This is a genomic window from Nonomuraea sp. NPDC049758 (assembly GCF_040674635.1).
Lineage (GTDB): Bacteria > Actinomycetota > Actinomycetes > Streptosporangiales > Streptosporangiaceae > Nonomuraea.
The window spans coordinates 115,674-134,654 of sequence record NZ_JBFAMZ010000006.1; the positions used below are offsets into that span (position 1 = coordinate 115,674).

19 protein-coding genes are annotated in these 18,981 nt (G+C 71.7%); 5 read left to right on the forward strand and 14 right to left on the reverse strand.

The genetic code is table 11. The annotated features are described in order from the left end of the window. Window positions 1–384 precede the first annotated feature (384 nt). The gene (locus AB0J46_RS17440; RefSeq protein ID WP_352322994.1) at window positions 385–651 is read right to left on the reverse strand and encodes a hypothetical protein; all 267 of its coding nucleotides are present in this window, start codon (window positions 649–651) and stop codon (window positions 385–387) included. Between the two features lie 398 nt (window positions 652–1,049). Between AB0J46_RS17440 and AB0J46_RS17445 the strand changes: the two genes are divergently transcribed. Beyond that, a complete protein-coding gene (locus AB0J46_RS17445; RefSeq protein ID WP_364332525.1) occupies window positions 1,050–1,538 on the forward strand; it encodes a C40 family peptidase in 489 nt (162 codons plus the stop codon). A 278-nt stretch (window positions 1,539–1,816) separates the two neighbouring features. On the opposite strand, the gene AB0J46_RS17450 is transcribed toward AB0J46_RS17445, so the two are convergent. The 3 genes from AB0J46_RS17450 to AB0J46_RS17460 all read right to left on the reverse strand — a co-directional run bounded on the left by AB0J46_RS17450 (window position 1,817) and on the right by AB0J46_RS17460 (window position 3,737). Beyond that, entirely contained in the window at window positions 1,817–2,083 is a 267-nt protein-coding gene (locus AB0J46_RS17450) for a hypothetical protein (RefSeq protein WP_352322992.1), read from the reverse strand. A gap of 506 nt (window positions 2,084–2,589) precedes the next feature. Continuing rightward, window positions 2,590–3,123, reverse strand: coding sequence for a MarR family winged helix-turn-helix transcriptional regulator (locus AB0J46_RS17455; protein WP_364332528.1), 534 nt, complete (start codon window positions 3,121–3,123; stop codon window positions 2,590–2,592). Next, window positions 3,120–3,737: a DJ-1/PfpI family protein gene (locus tag AB0J46_RS17460; RefSeq protein WP_364332531.1), complete on the reverse strand. Its 618-nt coding sequence runs from the start codon at window positions 3,735–3,737 to the stop codon at window positions 3,120–3,122. The genes AB0J46_RS17455 and AB0J46_RS17460 overlap by 4 nt, the downstream gene beginning before the upstream one ends. 61 nt (window positions 3,738–3,798) lie before the next feature. On the opposite strand from AB0J46_RS17460, the gene AB0J46_RS17465 reads away from it, so the two are divergent. After that, complete coding sequence (locus tag AB0J46_RS17465; RefSeq protein ID WP_364332534.1) at window positions 3,799–5,145, forward strand: NERD domain-containing protein kinase family protein; 1,347 nt, start codon at window positions 3,799–3,801, stop codon at window positions 5,143–5,145. An 8-nt stretch (window positions 5,146–5,153) separates the two neighbouring features. Here the strand turns inward: AB0J46_RS17465 and AB0J46_RS17470 are convergent, their stop codons facing one another. After that, window positions 5,154–7,835 (reverse strand): BTAD domain-containing putative transcriptional regulator, encoded by a 2,682-nt coding sequence (locus tag AB0J46_RS17470; RefSeq protein ID WP_364332537.1) that lies wholly within the window; start codon window positions 7,833–7,835, stop codon window positions 5,154–5,156. 115 nt (window positions 7,836–7,950) lie between these two features. Here AB0J46_RS17470 and AB0J46_RS17475 point away from each other — a divergent pair, with 115 nt between their 5' ends. After that, window positions 7,951–8,859, forward strand: a complete 909-nt coding sequence (locus AB0J46_RS17475; RefSeq protein WP_364332540.1) for a M23 family metallopeptidase — start codon at window positions 7,951–7,953, stop codon at window positions 8,857–8,859. A gap of 6 nt (window positions 8,860–8,865) precedes the next feature. On the opposite strand, the gene AB0J46_RS17480 is transcribed toward AB0J46_RS17475, so the two are convergent. After that, complete coding sequence (locus AB0J46_RS17480; RefSeq protein ID WP_364332543.1) at window positions 8,866–9,669, reverse strand: FKBP-type peptidyl-prolyl cis-trans isomerase; 804 nt, start codon at window positions 9,667–9,669, stop codon at window positions 8,866–8,868. A 107-nt stretch (window positions 9,670–9,776) separates the two neighbouring features. On the opposite strand from AB0J46_RS17480, the gene AB0J46_RS17485 reads away from it, so the two are divergent. Continuing rightward, complete coding sequence (locus tag AB0J46_RS17485) at window positions 9,777–10,823, forward strand: DUF2293 domain-containing protein (RefSeq protein WP_364332546.1); 1,047 nt, start codon at window positions 9,777–9,779, stop codon at window positions 10,821–10,823. Window positions 10,824–10,854: 31 nt separating this feature from the next. Further along, entirely contained in the window at window positions 10,855–11,229 is a 375-nt protein-coding gene (locus AB0J46_RS17490) for an MmcQ/YjbR family DNA-binding protein (protein WP_364332549.1), read from the forward strand. Here the strand turns inward: AB0J46_RS17490 and AB0J46_RS17495 are convergent. From AB0J46_RS17495 to AB0J46_RS17530, 8 genes are all read right to left on the reverse strand, one after another. Further along, entirely contained in the window at window positions 11,209–11,817 is a 609-nt protein-coding gene (locus tag AB0J46_RS17495; RefSeq protein WP_352322983.1) for a LysE family translocator, read from the reverse strand. The genes AB0J46_RS17490 and AB0J46_RS17495 overlap by 21 nt on opposite strands. 212 nt (window positions 11,818–12,029) lie before the next feature. Further along, complete coding sequence (locus AB0J46_RS17500; protein ID WP_364332552.1) at window positions 12,030–13,217, reverse strand: serine hydrolase domain-containing protein; 1,188 nt, start codon at window positions 13,215–13,217, stop codon at window positions 12,030–12,032. A gap of 122 nt (window positions 13,218–13,339) precedes the next feature. Beyond that, the gene (gene kynU, locus AB0J46_RS17505; protein ID WP_364332555.1) at window positions 13,340–14,536 is read right to left on the reverse strand and encodes a kynureninase; all 1,197 of its coding nucleotides are present in this window, start codon (window positions 14,534–14,536) and stop codon (window positions 13,340–13,342) included. A 12-nt stretch (window positions 14,537–14,548) separates the two neighbouring features. Beyond that, window positions 14,549–15,643: an ABC transporter substrate-binding protein gene (locus tag AB0J46_RS17510; protein ID WP_364332558.1), complete on the reverse strand. Its 1,095-nt coding sequence runs from the start codon at window positions 15,641–15,643 to the stop codon at window positions 14,549–14,551. A 65-nt stretch (window positions 15,644–15,708) separates the two neighbouring features. After that, window positions 15,709–16,224 (reverse strand): 3-hydroxyanthranilate 3,4-dioxygenase, encoded by a 516-nt coding sequence (locus AB0J46_RS17515; protein ID WP_352322979.1) that lies wholly within the window; start codon window positions 16,222–16,224, stop codon window positions 15,709–15,711. Beyond that, complete coding sequence (locus AB0J46_RS17520) at window positions 16,221–16,646, reverse strand: RidA family protein (protein WP_352358645.1); 426 nt, start codon at window positions 16,644–16,646, stop codon at window positions 16,221–16,223. The genes AB0J46_RS17515 and AB0J46_RS17520 overlap by 4 nt, the downstream gene beginning before the upstream one ends. Then, on the reverse strand, window positions 16,643–17,440 hold the full coding sequence (locus AB0J46_RS17525; RefSeq protein WP_364332563.1) for a fumarylacetoacetate hydrolase family protein: 798 nt from the start codon (window positions 17,438–17,440) through the stop codon (window positions 16,643–16,645). Before AB0J46_RS17525 ends, AB0J46_RS17520 begins: the two co-directional genes overlap by 4 nt. Beyond that, window positions 17,433–18,842: an aldehyde dehydrogenase family protein gene (locus tag AB0J46_RS17530; RefSeq protein ID WP_364332566.1), complete on the reverse strand. Its 1,410-nt coding sequence runs from the start codon at window positions 18,840–18,842 to the stop codon at window positions 17,433–17,435. Before AB0J46_RS17530 ends, AB0J46_RS17525 begins: the two co-directional genes overlap by 8 nt. Window positions 18,843–18,981: the final 139 nt, after the last annotated feature.

Below are 18,981 nucleotides of genomic sequence, written 5' to 3' on the forward strand. Positions count from 1 at the left end.
CAGGGGGTTGCCGGCGGGATGACCGTCAAGCTTCCTCCCGGCCGTGGTGGCCGCCCTGAGGAGGTCGCGGTTCCTTCGCCGCGCTGACGATTAACCCGAAACCAGATTACACGAAGTATGTTTCGCTATGTAATGTTCAGGAGAAAATGACCGAATTGCAGCCCAATAATGAAGGGTTGTACCGATCTCCGCAGACGCACGAAGCCGGCCCAGCACGCAGGGCTGGGCCGGCTTCGGACCGTCCTCACGGCGGGGCCCGCACACGTCCCGCCGCGGCCGATCCGGAGGCGTTCGGCAAGGTGCCGCCACGAAGGGTCGTGGCTGCCGGAACGCCTTCAGGTCAGCCTGACGGGCGCGCGGACGGGCCGCCGCCGGTCAGCGGTCTCAGTTGTTGTCGCCGTAGTTGCTCTGGGCGTCCAGGACGTTGAGCTCGATGTCCTGGAGGTGCAGGGCGGTGAGGACGTCGATGTACTTGACGGAGTCGTTGAGGACGTCGTTGGCCAGCGTCAGGTCGTCCAGGATGGACAGCTGGCTCAGGATGGCCTTGCCGCCGTTGTAGGCGTTGGGGCCGACGTCGGCCGAGGCGCTCGTGGCGGTGAACCCGAACAGCGCGCCGGCGATGGCTGCACCGGTGAGAATGCGACGCATCATTTTTTACTTCCCTTTCATCGGAATCGGCGCAGCGGTGCGCGTCATCATTTATTACCCGCCTCCCGAGTGGCGGGAATTTCGCGAATAACGATCTCGTGGGGCTGCGGCGGGCCGCAAGGAAAATATGCTAAGCCAAAGTCAAGTACCCGCACTTATTCCTTGGCCGTCGATCGGGCGAAAGACATCCCGAAATGCCCCGAAATAATGTGACTCGTCGGGCACGGCGGGTTGTTTTATCCCCATACTCCCGGAGCAGGTAATCGGGAGAAGTCGCTTGAAACGCCGTGCCGTAACGGCGGCACGGCCGGCCACGCGGGGGTGCCGAATATGCCATGAACGGACTACTGCGATTGTTGGCTGTTGCATTGGCGCACATCATTGTGTGCGTTTCCCATTCGATGCCCGCGCAGGGCGCCGCAGGCTGCCATCCGCACGGGTGCCGGGCGCAGGCTCCGGCCGTCCGGTCGGCGGCGGGCTCGATCGCGCTGCGGGCGGCGATTGAGATGATCGGCGTCCCGTACTCGTGGGGCGGCGGCGGTCCGGGCGGCCCCGGATTCGGAATCGGCAAAGGGGCCAGGACCTGGGGATTCGACTGCTCGGGCCTCACCGAGTACGCGTGGGCGCGGGCCGGCGTGGCCATCGGGACGACGACGTACGAGCAGTGGCGGTCCGGGATCCGGATACCGCGGGAGGAGATCCAGCCCGGGGACCTGGTGTTCTACGACAGCGACGTCGACACCCCCGGCCCCGAGCACGTGGCGCTCGCGGTGGACGGCACGCAGATCGTGCACGCGCCTTACAGCGGCGAATCCGTACGGCTCGACGCGCTGGAACGGCCGCGCTTCCTGGGCGTCGTACGCCCGAGCCCGGGCCGTTCCGACGCCTAGGCCGAGCCCGGCGGGCCGAGTTCGCCGGCCGGGCCCGCGCGGAGCCGGGTGCGCCTACGCGTGAGCCCCGCGGCCCAGGTCGTCCTGCAGTGATCGACCTGGGCCGCGAGGCGTTCAGAGCTCGGTGCGCACCAAGCCCGTGCCGTGGCCTCGCGAAATGCCACGGCCCGTACTTTCGGTCCACCTCAAGGCACCAGGAAGGCGACCTTGGCCGGGCGGATCCGCGAAATCTCCCGCGGGTCGCCGATCGTCTTCCTGCCTACGCCACGCGAGGAGGCTCAGTTGTTGTCGCCGTACTTGTCCTGGTTGTTGAGGACGTTGGCCTCGATGTCGTTCAGGTGCAGCAGGGTGAGGATGTCGATGTACTTGATGGAGTCGTTGGCGACATCGTTCAGCGCCGTCAGGTCGTCGAGGATGCTCAGCTGGCTCAGGATGCTCTGCCCGTTGTTGTACGGGTTGGGGCCGACGTCCGCGGACGCGGCGGAGGCGGAGAAGCCGAGAGCGGTGACCGCGATAGCTGCACCGGCCAGAATGCGACGGATCATGTTTGCTTTCCTCCATGGATCGGCGCTGAATTTGTGCGCCATGGTCGTTTGTGCAGGGCTGTGAGGTGCCGCAAATAACCATCGCGGCAGGCAGCGAAAATCGCAACTCGGAATGCCCTAACGAAGGTCAAGGGGACGCCTCGATTTCTTGGCACTCGGTTTCCGCGCTCATCGACGGGGCACTGCATATATCCCGGTCCGGCTGCCCGGTGAACGGGATTCTTTTGGCCTTCCGGCGGCGATGTTGGGGCGTTCGCGCCCTGCCGTTCAGGCAACGATCACCCGAAACTTGAGGAACGACCTACGACGCCGGAGCCCGAATTCGGCGAATTTGGCGACCAGGTGAGTGGTTATCCAGGTGATCGCCTCGGAGGCGCCGTTGCGTTATTGCCGGACGACGGTCGACCCAGATGTCCCGCTGACCTGCGAGAACGCCCCCGAACCAAAACCGCCCCCTCCCGTCGAAGGACAGGGAGGGGGCGGGACGCGTGGGGAGAGAGGCGGGGTCAGGGGGTGATCAGGTGGTCGAGGGCGGCGGTCAGGCGGTGGAGGGCGGTCAGGGATTCGCGGGCGGCGTCGAGGCCGAGCACGTCCACCAGGCGGTCGGCGAAGTCGCGGTGGCCCGGGACGATCCCGGCGATCGCCTCGCGGCCCGCCTCCGTCGGCTGGAGGAGCTTGGCTCGGCGGTGGGCGGGGTTGGGCCGGTATTCGGCCAGGCCCCTCTCCACCAGCAGGTCCGCGATGCGCTGCACCCCCTGGCGGGTCATGCCCATCACCCGGGCGATCCCCGCCACGGGCAGCGGCTCCCCCAGGACGGCGCCCAGCACCTGCCACCAGGCCGCAGTCATGCCCGCCGGCTTGGCCAGCTCCTCCGCCACGTGCAGGAACTGGCCGTTGAGCCGGAACGACGCCAGAGCCAGACCGGACAGCAGCTCGGCCGCCGCACTCCCACCGCCGTCACCGCTCCCACCTTGCCCGCCACCGCTCCCGTCGCGGCGGGCACGGGGGTCTGCGGGGTCGGGGCTGCCGCCGGGGGTCATGCGGCCATCAGCACCTCGAACGCCGAGGCGTCGCTCTTGCCGAACAGGCGGTACCAGGCGTCGAGCACGTCGGGCCGGTAGACGTCGAGCCGGCGGAAGATCTCCCGGGCGAAGGCGACGGGCTCGGTCGGGCCGGCGGTGACGAGGTCGCCGTCGAGCACGGCGTCCGTCTCCTGGTAGCGCCCGGCTCCGGCGTAGCCCTGCTGGGCCCCCAGATACGGCAGCGCCGCGCTGGTGTGGCCGCGGTCGTCGAGCAGGCCCTCGCGGGCGAGGCCGGCCGTGGCGCTGCAGATGGCCGCCACCGGCACCCCCGCCTCCAGGAACTCGCGCGCCTTGCGGGCGAACGGCGCCAGCTCGTCACCCGCGTCCCACAGGTCGGCCCCCGGCAGGATGAGCAGCGAGCTGCCCTCGGGCGTGAGCCGGTCGAGCGCCAGGCCCGGGGTGACCCGCAGGCCGCCCATGCTGACGACGGGCTCGCAGGTCAGGCCGACGTTGACGATCTCGTACGCCCCGGGCTCGCGCTGGAAGCGCTCGCTGCGCAGATGGGCGGTCGCGTGCCAGGTCTCCCAGTCGGCGAAGGTGTCGTAGACGGCGTGGTGGATGATTCCCTTCATGACAACATGCTGTCATTTCGACAGCATGTTGTCAATGGAGAACCGTGCGAGGATAGGCGCCATGGCACAGATCGTCGGCGGAGGACGGCCGGTCAACGACGCCGAACGGCGCGTGATCTCCTACTTGCGCGACCACGCCCCCGCCGACTGGCTGCTGCTGCACAACGTCGAGGTCCCGCGCGGCGACGACGTGTTCGAGGTCGACCTGCTCGTGCTGACCGCCCACTCGCTCGTGGTCGTCGACGTCAAGGGCACCCGCGGCCGCATCGAGGTGTCCGGCACCCGCTGGTACCCGCCGCGCCGGGAGGCGTTCGGCTCTCCGGTGACCAAGCTGCGGGGCACCGCCAAGGCGCTCAAGGGCCTGCTGGTGTCCAGGGCCACCCAGCTCGAACGCGTCTACGTCGACAGCCTGGTCGTGCTCACCTCGCCCGACGCCCAGCTGGTCGACCAGGCCGGCCGCGACGCCCCCAACGTCACCGACCTGCCCGGCCTGGTGGCCACGCTGGGCGACGTCTCACGGGTCAGGCGGGGGTGCAGCCCCGACGTGCGGCCCTACCTGACGGCGGTGCTCGACGCGCTCAACCACACCGTGCGCCGCAGCACCGCGCCGCCCAGGTTCGGCAACTGGGAGGTCGAGGAGCAGCTCGGCGGCGACGCCAAGGTCACCGAATACCGCGCGTTCAACGCCACGCTGCCGGGCAGCGAGACCGTGCTGCTGCGGGTCTACCAGGCCGACCCGCTGGCCGACCACGAGGCGCGGGCCGCCGAGCGCCAGCGCATCGCCAACGCCTACCAGTCGCTGGCCCGCATCCCGCCCCATCCGTGCGTCGTGCGCTCGCGCGACTTCTTCGCCATCGACGACGAGAGCCGGTTCGTGCTGGTGCTCGACGACGTCCACGGCGAGGCGCTGCACCTGTCGCTGGGCAAGGGGGCCCGGCTGGGCGTGATCCAGGACCTGCTGCGCGGGCTCGCGCACGCGCACGCCAACGGCGTCGTCCACCGGGCGCTCACGCCCGGGTGCGTGCTGGTCACCGACGACGGGCACGCGGTGCTGACCGGCTTCGACTACGCCAAGCCGGGGCCGCGCAACTACACCGTCGCCCACGAGCTGGGCAACGTGCTCGACGCCCATTACGTGGCGCCCGAGTGCCAGGAGCGTCCCGACCGGATGACCACCGCGTCCGACGTCTACGCGGCGGGGGCCATCGCCTACCAGCTGCTCACCGGGCAGCTCCCGACCAGCTCCGACGCCCACGGTCCCGACGTCCCCGACGTCGTGCGCCGGATGCTCGACCACTCCCCGGCCAAGCGGCCGAGCGCCGCCGAGGCGCTCGACGCGCTGCAGGGCGTGCCGTTGCAGCAGTCGCGGCTGCGGCGGCTGGTCCGCCGCCTGGTCTCCGGTCCCTGACGTCCTCCTCAGGCCGGCAGGCTGCGGCGCAGGGCGCTGGCGTGCCTGAGGTAGTCGAGGGCCAGGCCGGTGCGCCCGGCCGAGCGGTGCAGCTCGCCGAGCAGCTGGGTGGCCGACGCCTCGCCGCTGCGGTCGCCGAGCTCCTGGAAGACCTCCAGCGAGCGTTCCAGGCCGGTCGAGGCGCGGGTCAGGTCGCCGCGCGCCGCCTGGAGGCCCGCGAGGCTCTGCAGCGCGTACGCCCCGCAGTGGCGGTCGCCGAGCGACTCGAAGATCTCCAGGGCGTGCCGGTGGAACGACATCGCCTGGTGCAGCCGGCCCATCTGGAGGCACACGCAGCCCTCGCGGTGGGCGTCCCCGAGCTCCTGGGCCAGCCGCATGGCCTCGCCCAGCGACTCCGCCGCCTGGACGAGGTCGCCCGAGGTCAGGCAGGCCCGGCCGATGGCCTGCCGGGCGAACGCCTCGCCATGCCTGTCCTCGGAGGCGACGAACATGGCCAGTGCCCGGCGCAGGTGCCCGAGCGACTGGAGGTGCCGGCCGCGGAACTGGTTCACGGCGCCGAGCCCGCAGACCGAGGTCGCCTCGGCCCTGACGTCTCCTATTTCGTGAAATATCTGGCGGGAGAGGGTGAAGCCCTCGGCGGACTCCTCGTACCGGTCCTGGTAAAGGCTGACCTGGGCCAGGCCCCTGAGCATGGCGGCCTCGCCGTACCGGTCGCCGGCGGCGCGGGCGGCGGCCAGGGCGGCGGTGTGCGTACGGCGCCAGGTGCCGAGGTGGCAGCGCAGGTCGAGGTAGGGCACCATGGCGGCGGCCAGCCCCCAGGCCGACTCGGCCAGGCCCAGCTCGGCCGCCAGGTCCACGGCTCCGGCCAGCGCCTCGTGCTCCGACTCGAACCAGGTGATCGGGTCGGCGGTGAGCCGGTCGAGCGTGCGCGCAGGCAGCCGCCACCTGGCCGCCCTGGCCGCGGTGAGGCTGAAGACGGTGGTGGGCAGGCGGGCCATGGCGTGCTCGGTGGTGGCCGTCCAGGCCGCCAGCACCCGGGCCAGCGCGCCGCGGTCGGGGCCGCGGTCGCGGGCGTGCCTGCCGACGAGGTCGGGCACGCGGTAGCGCGGCTGGCCGACGTCGTCGGTGCCGACGGGGTCCAGCAGGTGGGCGTCCACGAGCAGGTCGGTGACGTCGTGCGCGCCGTGCCGGCCGAGTGCCGCGTCCACCACCCAGCCCGGCTGCGCCCCGGCGGCGGGCCCGAGGACGCCGAGCGCGCTCAGGGTACGGGCGGCCTCCACGGGCAGCCTGCGGTACCCGGCGTCGAGGCAGGCCCGCACCTCTTTCAGCTCGGCCAGCCAGTCCTCCTCAAGCCGCTCGCGCAGCACCGACAGCGACCAACCGGGCCGGGCCGCCAGCCGGGCTCCGGCGGCCCTGACCGCCAGGGGCGACCCGCCGCACAGCGTGACGACGGCCAGGGCGTCGGCCGGTTCGCGGGCCACCCGCCCGGCCCCGGCGACGCCGCCGAGCAGCGCCAGCGACTCCTCCGGCGACAGCTCGCCGAGCTCGACGCGCAGCGCGCCGGGCAGCTCGGTGATCCGCCGCCTGGTGGTCACGATCACGGCGCTGTCGTTGCCGGGGAGCAGCGGGCGTACCTGGGCGGCGTCGCGGGCGTCGTCCAGCAGGACCAGCATCGGGCGTTCGGCCAGCAGCGACCGCAGCAGCGCCGACCGCTCGCCGGGCGTCGGCGGCGCGCCGGTCACGCCGAGCGCCCGCAGCGCCTCGGCCAGCAGCTCGCCCGGCGCCCTGCCGCCGAGCTCCAGGTAGAGCTGCCCGGCGGGGAAGGCCGGGCGCAGGCGGTGGGCGGCGTGCACGGCCAGGGCCGACTTCCCCACGCCGGGCGGGCCGGAGATCACCGCGACCGAGAACGTCCCGGCCAGCGCGGCCAGGGGGGCGGCCCGGCCGATGAAGTCCGGCAGGTCGGGCGGGAGCTGCCGGGGCACGGCCGGCGCCGCCCGGCCCTCGTCGGCCAGGATCAGCTCGTACGCGCCGCGCAGCTCGGCCCCCGGCTCGACGCCGAGCTCGTCCACGAGCTGGTCGCGGACCGCCGCGTACGTGCGCAGCGCCTCGGCCTTGCGGCCCCCGCGGTGCAGGGCGAGCAGCAGCCGGCCCCACAGGTCCTCCCGGTAGGGATGCTCGACCAGCAGGCCGCGCAGCTCGTCGGCGGCGCCGTCGTGGTCGCCGGCCTTCAGGCGCCGCTCGATCAGCGACTCGGCGGCCCGCAGCCGCAGCCGGTGGAGGTGCTCGATCCGGCGGTCCCAGACCGGGCTGCCCGGCAGGTCGCTCAGCGGCGCGCCGCGCCAGAGCGCGAGGGCCGCGCCGTACTCGCCGCGGCGGGCCAGCTCCTCGAACAGACGCAGGTCGAGCGCGCCGTCGGCGACGTCGATGGTGTAGCCGGCCCCGGCGGCGCGCAGGCCGACCGGGCCGAGCTGGGACCGCAGCGAGCTGACGTAGGTGCGCACGTTGGCCAGCGCCGAACGCGGCGGGCGCCCCGGCCAGAGCACCTCGGCGAGCCGGTCGGCGCCGACCACCTGCCCCGCCTCCAGCAGCAACGTGGCCAGCAGCATGCGGGGTTTGCCGCCGGAGATCCGTAGGGGACGGCCGGCGGAGCGGATCTCCAGCGGGCCGAGGACGTGGAAGGTGACCGTCATGACAGCATCAGCCCCTTTACGGGAGATCTGACAGCTCTTTGTATCGGTTCTGGATGATTCTTGTGCGGCCAATGCGGACTCTGGTGTCACAGATCCCACTGGAAAGGATCACCCCATGAAGCTCAGCCGATCAATGGTCGCCGGCCTGGCATTGTTATTCGGCCTCGGCACGACGACCCCCGCCTTCGCCGACCCGGAGCCGGAGTCCGCGCAGGCGCAGCTCCTCGCGACGAACTTCCAGATGCCGTTCCCCTGCGGCCAGACCTGGACCGGCAACTCCAGCGCGAGCAGCGCCCACCAGTCGTGGGAGATCGACTTCAACCGGGGCAGCACCGCCGACGCCGACCTCGGCGACCCGGTCGTGGCCGCCGCCTCGGGAACGGTGGTGATCTCGGCGCACCAGGGCTCGACCAACGGCTACGGCAACCTCGTCAAGATCGACCACGGCGGCGGCTGGTCCACCTACTACGCCCACCTGAACACCCGGCTGGTCAGCGCCGGCCAGTCCGTCTCGCAGGGCCAGCAGATCGGCACGGTCGGCAACACCAGCAAGCCGGGCAACAACATCAGCCCCCACCTGCACTACGAGGTGCGCCTGGGCACCAGCTACCCGTCGAACATCCAGAAGGCCGTCTTCAACGGCGTCACCTTCGGCTACCCGGTGCAGACGCTGAGCTCGAAGAACTGCGGCGGGTCCAGCAACCCGTACACGCCGCAGGAGGCGTGCGGCGCCGGCTACGACGTGATCGACTCGGCCGGGCTCGGCACCGACGGGACCGTCTACCTGCTCTACAACGGCTCCAACGGCAACAACTGCGTGGTCACCATGAAGGCGAAGTCGCTCGGCACGGCGACCGCGACGACCGCCTACCTGGAGGTGCAGGGCAGTACCAGGAAGACCGACTCCGGCAACTACGGCTACTACGCCGGCCCGGTCTACGCCGCCGCCGCGAACACGTGCGTCAAGTGGGGCGGCAAGGCCGGCGCCTCGGCCTACGACAGCCCGTTCGAGCACTGCGGCTGAGGCGGCTCAGGCAGGCGTGATCGTGTCGAGGACGTCGATCACGTACAGCATGGGCCTGTCCACCGGGGACCCCACGGCCAGCCGGCTGCCGACCTGGCTGCCGACCAGCGCCTCCAGCCAGGCGGGCGGCACCGAGCCGGGCCTGAGCGTGAAGGCGCTGGGACCGCCCTTCCGGTAGGACGAGTCCACCACCGTGCGGGACGGCCAGGACGCGGCCACGTACTGGATGACCACCTTGGAACCGGCCGTGACGTCCCGTCCCGAACCGTCGATGAGGGTCCGGGGCGGGGAGTCCGGCCGCAGGTCGGACGGGATCGCCGGCAGCGCCCGTCCGACGAGCCGCGCGTCGGGCGGGTAGCCGCCGAGGATGTCGAAGACCACCACCAGCGTGTCGGCCGGCGAGACGCCGGTCAGCGGCACGTTCGGGCCTATGGCCTCGGAGGCCGGGCTGACCAGCATCACCCGGCTGCCGGCCGGCCTGCCGATGAGCGAGGCCCGCCAGGTCTCGGAGACCTGCCTGCCGTCGAAGACGACCGTGGTGGGCTGGTTGCCGTCGTAGGTGCTGAGATACGGCTTGTTTCCCGACCATCGCCGGATGTCCACGTCGGCGAGCACGACGTCCCCCGGGACCGTACGCCGGCCGTTGCCCATGGAGAGCACCGTGATCCGCGGCGTGCGCCCCGGCTTCCCCCGAGGTATGGCGACGACGGGCTTGCTGCCGAACGCACCCGTCACGACGGGCTGCGAGCCGTCCTCGGCGACGCCACACGAGGTGGCCAGCATGAGTACGGCAGGCCAGAGCAGGCGCACGATTTCCCCCAAGATGCCAGATCCGAAGGGGTTACTTGCCGCGATCGCCAAAAGGAAAGCTGCGGGTCTCGCCATCTCACGACAAAGGGCGCGGGAGACTGGACCGCGTGAGCAAGCCCAACCTGGCCCGCAGGGTCGCAGAAGCAGCCGAGATCGCGTTGACCAACCGCCACTACGTGACGTTCATCGACGTCGTCACGGGGTTGCGCTGGCTGCGGTCCCGGCACGTGGACCTCTGGCGGCAGGGCCGCGCGGGCACGCTGGCCGAACTGGCCGCGGTCGACGAGGAGCGGCTGCTCGTCACGGCCGGGCTGCTGCGGGAATGGGCGCTGGCCAAGGGGCTGCGGCCGGTGGAGACGCCGTACGTGGCCGGCACCCGCGACCGGCGCGACCTGCGCTTCACCTCCGGCCACGAGCAGGACGCCTTCCGCGTCCACTGGCTCTCGCCCGATCTGAGCGAGGCCCGGGTGCGACGGCTCACCGAGCGGCAGAGCAAGGTCCCCGACCTGGTGGCGGTGGTCTCCGAGGACCCGTGGACGTGCGCGTCCTGCGGCGACACCGGGCCGTACCTGATCATGGAGGACGACCGGCCCCACTGCCTGAGCTGCGCCGACCTGGACCACCTGGTGTTCCTGCCATCGGGGAACGCGGCGCTCAGCCGGCGGGCCAAGCAGGAGAGCGGGCTGTCGGCGGTGGTCGTCCGGTACAACCGGCGGCGCAAGGTCTACCAGCGCCAGGGCGTGCTGGTCGAGGAGGGCGCGCTGGCCGCGGCCGAGGAGCGCTGCCTGGCCGACGAGGAGGCGCGGCTGCGCCGCCGCGAGCGCGACCAGGTGCGCAGGGCCGAGCAGGACGTCGCCTTCCAGGCGGCGATGGCGGCCGAGATCGCCCGGCTGTTCCCGGGCTGCCCGGCCGAGCGGGCCCGCGAGATCGCCGAGCACGCCGGGCGGCGCGGCAGCGGCCGGGTGGGCAGGACGGCGGCGGCCAGGGCGCTCGACGAGAACGCCATCACGCTGGCGGTGATCGCGTCGGTCCGGCACCTCGACACCGACTACGACCGTCTGCTCATGTCCGGCGTCCCCCGGATGGAGGCCAGGGACCGGATCAGGGACGCCATCGAGGCCAGGCTCACGGAGTTCCGGCGACCGCCCCGATGACCGCGCGGCCCGCCTTCGGTACCGTCCATACATGGACGACTGGCACACCGTACGTGCGGAACTGCGGGCCTTCGCGCTGGGGCTGCCCGAGACCCACGAGGACCATCCGTGGGGCGAGACGGTCATCAAGGTCAACAAGAAGGTCTTCGTGTTCCTCGGCCTGGACGAGCAGACGGAGAAGTGGGCCCCGACGTTCGGCGTGAAGCTGCTGTCGGAGGCGCACGGCCACGCGCTGACCGTCGAGGGCGCGGCCCCCAGCGGGTACGGCCTGGGCAGGGCCGGCTGGGTGACCGTGCCGTTCCTGTCGGCGCTGCCCGAGACCGACGTGCTGCTCGACTGGGTCGAGGAGAGCTACCGGGCCATCGCCCCGAAGCGGGCGGTCAAGCTACTGGACGGCCAGCCGTAGCGCGAAGGCGACCAGCAGCACGCCGGTCACCCGCTCGACCCTGGCCCGCACCCGGGGCCTGCGCAGCAGCGCGCTCACCCGGTCGATGATCACGTTGTAGAGGCTGAACCAGAGCACGTACAGCACGGCGATGATCCCCGACAGCAGCAGGGCCCGTCCCAGGGTGTCGCCGTGGCCGGGCAGGAACTGCGGCAGCCAGGTCACGAAGAGCAGCAGCACCTTGGGGTTGAGCAGGTTCGACAGCAACCCCCTGCGCACGTGCACGAGCGGCGAGCCGGTCGGGGGCGCGGCGCCCTCCACGGCCTTGGCCCGGTTCCGGCTCGACAGCAGGGCGTGCACCCCGAGCCAGAGCAGGTAGCAGATGCCGAGGGCGCGCACCACGGTGAAGGCGGTGGGCGAGGCGGCCAGCAGCGCCGACAGGCCGACCGCGGCGGCCGCGGCGTGCACGGACAGGCCCAGCAGGCCGCCGAGCATGGTCAGCAGGCCGGCCACGCGGCCGTGGGCGAGGGAGTTGCGCATGATCAGGGCCGCGTCGGGGCCGGGGATCATGATCATGATCAGCGTCGTGACCGCGAAGGTCAGCAGCATGGCGGGGGTCTCCCGGAGCTGGGGGCGCGCTCCCGCCCGACCCGCCGGGTGTGCGGAGGTCGCACGGTCACGCGGGCGAACATCGTCAGTGCCTTGTGGGCACCGGCCATGATATCTGGATCAGTTTGCCGAAACACGCCAGGAAAGGCGATAAGGGACCTCTGTGACGAAAGCCACCGCGAGGTCCCTGATCTGTCCGGCGCAGCCCGCCGCTATTCGGCGAAGGCCGCCAGTGCGACGCCGAGGCCGCGTTCGTTCTGGCCCTGGGCCTTGGCGTCGGTGGAGTTGAGCGAGTAGACCACGACGCGGCTCAGGTCCTGGGTGGCGCCGATGCCGGTGGAGCTGCCGTAGCGGGCGCCGGTCTTGCCGTACGCGACGATGCCGCCGGGCAGCACCAGCTCGGTCAGGCCCGAGGTGTAGTGGGCCGGCTCATCCTCGGTGCCGTACATGGTCACCTTCGGCACGGTGAACATCGGCTTCAGCTGCTCGGCGGGCACGAGCCGGCCGCCGAACAGCGCCTTGGTGAACTTCTCCAGGTCGGCGGCGGTGGAGATGAGGTCGCCCGAGGCCCAGGTGGAGGTGACCTCCATCTCGGTGACGTCCACGACGTACGCGCCGCCGTAGGTGAAGGAGTCGGGGAAGCCCTTGGGGACGACCTGGTAGCCCTGGTTGTGCCGGCCGTGGATCTTGACGGACGCGCCGGGGAAGTAGCTCTGGTTCATGCCCGCCGGGCGCAGGATCCGGGCGCCGACCTCCTGCTCGTACGACCTGCCGGTGACCTTCTCGATCACCAGGCCCTCGACGAAGGTGTTGATGTTGAGGTAGTGCTGCTTGGTCCCGGGGGTGAACTCGATCGGGTTGAGCACGGCCTGGCGGACGTACTCCCGCGGGGTGATCGTCTTGAAGCGGTCGGCGTAGACCCGCTCGAAGCCGCCCTCCGACTTCGGCGCGGGCAGCCCGCTGGTGTGGTTGAGCACCTGGGCCAGCTTGACCGGCGGATAGTCGGCGGGCAGCAGCCCCGGCAGGTAGTCCTGGACCGTGCGGTCGAGGGAGACCTTGCCCTCGGCCACGAGCTGGAGCACGACCGCCGTGGTGAGCACCTTGGTCACGCTGCCCGCCCGGAACCTGGCCCCCTCCCTGGCCGGGTGCTTCCCGCGCAGATCGGTCACGCCGGAGACGCCGTGCCAGGAGCCGGCCGAGCCGCTGACCCTGACCTCGGCCGCGGTGGCGTCGGCCGCGGGCAGCCCGGCGATGCTCTTGCGCAGCGCGGTCTCGTTGATCGGCGGCACCTGGACGGCGGCGGCGCTGTGGGCGCCCACCTCCGCATGGGCGAGGGCGGGAACGCTCACGGTCAGGGCGGACAGGGCCAGGACGGCGACGGCGAGACGGGTGCGCTTCATGGGGATCTCTCCAGGTCACATCGGCTTTCGATGGGACAATCCTGGCCAGGGACCCCCTGGCGGCGGATCGCCGACGACGGCGATCTTCCGGCTCGCTCTCAGGAGGGAGGGGACTCGCCCGATCAGGTGACCGCGAGCCGCCGGGCGTACCGCTCGTCCCGCCACAGCTCCTTGTCCAGCACCTCCAGCAGCGTGGTGGCCGCGTCGTGGACGTCGGCGTAGCCGATGTAGAGCGGCGCGAAGCCGAACCTCAGGACGTCCGGCGCGCGGAAGTCGCCGTGCACCCCCCGGTCGATGAGGGCCCGCATGACCGGGTAGCCGTCCGGGTGGTGGAAGCAGACCTGGCTGCCGCGAGAGTCCGGCTCGGCGGGCGAGACCAGCTTGAGCGCGTCGCCGACCAGGTCGACGAAGAGCGAGGTCAGGGCGACGCTCTTGGCCCGCACCTGCGCCATCGGCACCCGCTCCCAGATGTCCAGCGCCGCCTCCAGCGCGGCGAAGGACACCACGTGCGGCGTGCTGACCGCGAAGCGCCGGATGCCCTCGGCCGGGCGGTAGCCGGTCTCGAAGGCGAACGGCTCGGCGTGGCCGTGCCAGCCGGACAGCACGTTCTCGGCGGTGGCGTGGTGGCGCGGGTTGACGTAGAGGAAGGCGGGCGCGCCGGGTCCGGCGTTGAGGTACTTGTACGTGCACCCGACCGCGAAGTCGGCCTGCGACACGTCCACCTCCATGGCGCCCACGCTGTGGCACACGTCCCAGACCATGAGCGCCCCGGCCGCCTGGACCTGGGCGGTCACCGAGGGCACGGGCCGCCGGGCGCCGGTGCGGTAGTCCACCTCCGACAGCAGCACGACGGCCGCGTCGTCGAACCGGCCCTCGGCGTAGTCGCGCACCTCGTAGTCGCCGAGCAGCCGGGCCAGGCCCTGGGCGATGTAGTGGTCGGTGGGGAAGTTCCGCGGGTCGGAGACGATCACCTTGCGGCCGGGGCGCAGCCGTACGGCGGCGGCCAGCGCCTGGTAGGCGGCGATCGTGGTGGTGTTGCCCACGACGACCTGGCCGGGGCCGGCCCCGATCAGCGGCGCGAGCCGGTCGCCGGCGGTCAGCGGCTGGTCGTACCAGCCGGCCGCGTTCCAGCCGCCGACCAGCCGGCCGCCCCACTCGTCCTCGACCGTGCGGCGCACCCGTTCCGCGGCGCGGCGCGGCATCGCGCCGAGCGAGTTGCCCACGAGGTAGACGACCCCTTCGGGCAGGACGAACTCGTCCTTGAACGGCCGCAGCGGATCGTCGGCGTCGAGGGCGAGGCAGGCGTCGCGGTCCAGCACCGGTTGTGCTCCTTACGGGGGTGAGATGGTGGCAATTATCCGGTTTACACCATTCTGGTACTCGCGGACGTACCAGTTCTGCACCGGATTGTGGGCCGCGTCCAGGCTGAGCGATCCCCGCGGGCCGTCCAGCTTCCCCACCCCGGCCAGCGCCCTCGTCAGGTCGCCGCCGGCGGCCGCCGCCCGGTCGATCAGCCGCATCGCGTCCCAGCTCTGCAGCGCGACCGCGGACGGGTTGCGCCCGGTGCGCGCCCGCCACCCCGCCACGAACGCGGCGTTGGCCGGGTTCTGCAGCGCGGGCGACCAGAGCCCGACGCTGACCATGCCCTCGGCGTCCCGGCCGACCGCGCGCAGGACGTCCTCGTCGGCCAGGTTCTGGCAGGCCAGCAGCTTGATCCTGGCATCGTAGCCGAACCGCTTGAACGCCTTGACGAACGCGACCGCCTCCCCGCCCGCGTAGAAGGCGTACAGAAGCCGCGCCTCGCGCGGTATGCGCGCCAGGTACGGCTCCAGGTCGGCCTGCCCGCCGAACGGCGTCAGGATGCGCCTGAGCGGCCCGGCGCCGTATCCCTCGGCGAAGCCGGTCAGGGTCTCGGTGCCCGCGGAGTAGTCGGAGGCCATGAGCACCACGTCCTGGCCGGCGTAGTGCTCGGCGGCGTACCGGCCGGCCGCGTAGCCGTGGGCGCGGTTGGTGTAGGACACCCGGAAGACGCCGGGCCCGCCGAGCTGGTCGGCGCCCGCGTTCGCGATCACCACCGGGGTGCCGGCCGCCTCCTTGACCACCGAGACGGCGACCGGCGAGGCGAGCAGGCCGGTGAGCACGTCGGCCCCGCCGTCGATCAGCTTCCTGGCCTGCTCCGCGCCGATCTCCGGGCTGCTGGCGTCGTCGGCCACGACCAGCCGGGCCGGCCGGCCGCCGAGCAGGCCGTGGTGGTCGTCCAGGTAGAGCCGCATGGCGGTCTCCATGTCGTCGCCGAGGGTGGCGTACACGCCGGTCTGCGAGATGATCGCGCCGACCCGTACGGGCTCGTCCTCCGCGGCGAGGGGCACCGAGCCGCCGCAGCCGGCGACCATCAGCGCGACCAGCCCCAGCACGGCAACGCGCATGGGAGCCCCCTTCAGCCCTCGCCCGACGCCCCGGGCACGCGCGCCGCGCGGGCGTCGGTGGCCAGCTAGCCCTTGCCGGGGTGCAGCGCGCCGCACCGGTCACACGTGCGGGCCTTCTCGTCGCCGTAGAACGCCTCGAAGACCGGCGGCAGGTCCTTGACGATGTCGCGCACCTGGAGCTCGACCTCGTGGACCTTGGCGCCGCACTCCGCGCAGTACCACTGGAACTTCTCCAGCTCGCCCTCGGGCCGGATGCGCTCCACCACCAGCCCGACGGACCCGGCCTCCGGGCGCTGCGGCGAGTGCGGCATGCGCGCCGGCAGCAGCCACATCTGCCCCTCCCGGACGTGCACGGTCTCGGGGCCGTTCTCGGTCACCACGTTGACGTGCATGTTGCCGCGCACCTGGTAGAACAGCTCCTCGTACGGATCGACGTGGAAGTCGGTCCTGGAGTTGGGCCCGCCGACCACCATCACGATGAAGTCGCCGGCCCCCTCGAAGACCACCTTGTTGCCGACCGGTGGCTTGAGCAGGTGGGCGTGCTCGTCGATCCACTTGGTGAAGTCAATGGGGGGAATCATGGTCGCTCCTGTGGATGGTAGGCGACGGCCTGCATCTCGATGAGCAGGTGCGGGTGCGGGAGCTGGTGCACCGCCACCGTGGTCCTGGTCGGACCCTCCTCGTCGAAGAATTCGGCGTACACCTCGTTGTAGCCCTTGAAGTCGTTCATGTTTACCAGGTACGTGGTGATCTGTACGAGATCGGCGAGCGAGCCTCCGGCGGCCATGAGCAGGTCGCCGACGTTCTCGATGACCGCCCGCGTCTGGGCGCGGATGTCCAGGTCGGTGACGCCGAAGCGGTCGGCGCGGGCGCCCGCGAAGGTGCCGTCGGGCCTGCGGGAGCTGGTGCCGGAGACGTACAGGAAGTCGCCCGCCCGCTTGACGTGCGGGAACCGTCCCCGGGGCACGGCCTTGCCGGGGACGCGGATGGCCTCGCGGCTCACGTGCCGAACACCGCCCGCACCGAGCCGAGCCCCTCGATCCTGGCCTCGAACACGTTCCCCGCCTCGACCGGCACGACCGGGCCGAGCGCGCCGGTCAGGACGACGTCCCCGGCGCGCAGCGGGTGGCCGGTGGCGGCCAGCGCGCCGGCCAGCCAGAGTGCGGCGTTCAGCGGGTTGCCCATGCACGCGGCTCCGGACCCGGCCGAGACCTCCTCGCCGTCGCGGGTCATCGTCATCGCCGCCGCGCCGAGGTCGAGGTCGGTCAGCCGCTTCGGCGTGGCGCCCAGCACGTACGCGCCGGAGGAGGCGTTGTCGGCGACCGTGTCGGTGATCGTGATGTCCCAGTCGGCGATGCGCGAGTCGGCGATCTCGATGGCGGGCAGCGCGAACTCCACCGCCCTGATCACGTCCACCAGCGTGAACGGTCCCTCGGTCAGGTCCTTGCCGAACACGAGCGCGACCTCGGCCTCGGCGCGCGGCTGCAGGAACCGCTGCACCCTGATGGGCCGGCCGTCGAGCTCGGCCATGTCGGCGAAGAGCATGCCGTGGTCGGGCTGGTCGATGCCGAACTTCCGCTGCAGCACCGGGTTGGTGGCGCCGATCTTCCGGCCGACCGGCCGCCGGCCCTCCGCCAGCGCCCGCCGGGTGTTGATGTCCTGCACCGCGTAGGCGTCGGTGACCGTGGTGATGAGATCCCTGAGCGGCGCGCAGGGCTTGCCGGTACGCGCGGCCTCGACGAGCCGCTCGGCGGCCTGCCCCCGGGTGTCGACGGCCAGGGACCATTCGTCATGCATCGGGTTGCTCCAGTTTGATGGTGATCGTGGTGGGCTCGGAGTAGAAGTCGAGCGACTGCGTGCCACCCTCCCTGCCGATGCCCGACAGCTTCACGCCGCCGAACGGGGTGCGCAGGTCGCGCAGGTACCAGGTGTTGACCCAGACCAGCCCCGCCTCCAGGCGCTGGGCCACGCGGTGGGCGCGGTCGAGGTTGGCGGTCCAGAGGGTGGCGGCCAGGCCGTACTCGCTGCTGTTGGCCAGGTCGATCGCCTCGGCCTCGCTGTCGAACGGAGCCACGTGGCACACGGGACCGAAGATCTCCTCTCGATTGAAGCGGGACCACTCCGACAACCCTGTCATTACCGTTGGTTCCACGAAATATCCGGAATCGCGGTGGTCGCCGAACGTCGGGACGCCGCCCCCCGTGAGCACCTTGGCCCCCTCCGAGCGGGCCAGGGCGTAGTAGGACAGCACCTTCTCCCGATGCCCGGCCGAGATCATCGGCTGCGGCTCGACCTCCTGGGCGCGAGAGGCCAGGAGGCCGCAGAAGTCCTCGAAGATCGGCCGCTCGACGTAGAGCCGCTCGGTGCACAGGCACACCTGGCCGCCGTTGGTGAAGACCGACTTCACCGTGCCCTCGACGGCCCGGCCCAGGTCGCAGTCCTCGAAGACCAGGCCGGCGTTCTTGCCGCCCAGCTCGAACGAGATCGGCTTGACCCGGTCGGCGGCGGTCTTCATGATCTGCGTCCCGGTCGCGGTCGAGCCGGTGAACGTCACGCCGTCCACGCCCGGGTGCTCGACGAGGAGCTGGCCCGCCGGGCCGTGCCCGAAGATGATGTTGACCACGCCCGGGGGCAGGCCGGCCTCGGCGCAGATCTCGGCGAAGACCGCGGCCGAGCCGGGCGTGTGCTCCGACGGCTTGACGACCACGGTGTTGCCGGCGACGAGGGCGGGGGCCAGCTTCCACGTCATGAGCAGGAACGGCAGGTTCCACGGCACGATCACCGCGACCACGCCGAGCGGCCTGCGCACGGTGTAGCTGAGCACGCCGGCGAGGTGGAAGGCGTCGTCGGGGCGCTGGGAGGCGATCTCGGCGAACGCGCGGAAGTTCGCGATGCCGCGCGGCACGTCGAGCGTGCGGGTCTGGCCGAGCGGCTTGCCGGTGTCGGCGATCTCGGCCGTGACCAGGTCGTCGAAGCGGACCTCGATGCCCTCGGCGAGGCGGCGCAGCCATCCGGCCCGCTCGGCCACCGGCAGCCCCGCCCAGTCGCGCGCCGCCTCCCTGGCCGCGCGCACCGCCCGGTCGACCACCTCCGGATCGGCCTCGTGCACCTGCCTGATCACCCCGCCCGTCACCGGGTCGTGGACCGGGAACGCATTGCCCGCCGCCACCGGCAGCCCGCCGATGAAATGGGTCAGCACAGCAGCCTCCTCTAGCCTCACTCCCGGTATAGATCGTCGGGCGACGGTCAGACAACAGTCCGGCGGGGGCGGGAACCGCGCGGGCCCGTCAGCCCTCGGTGGCGCCGGTGACACTGAGCCACGCCTCAGCCGGGCCCCG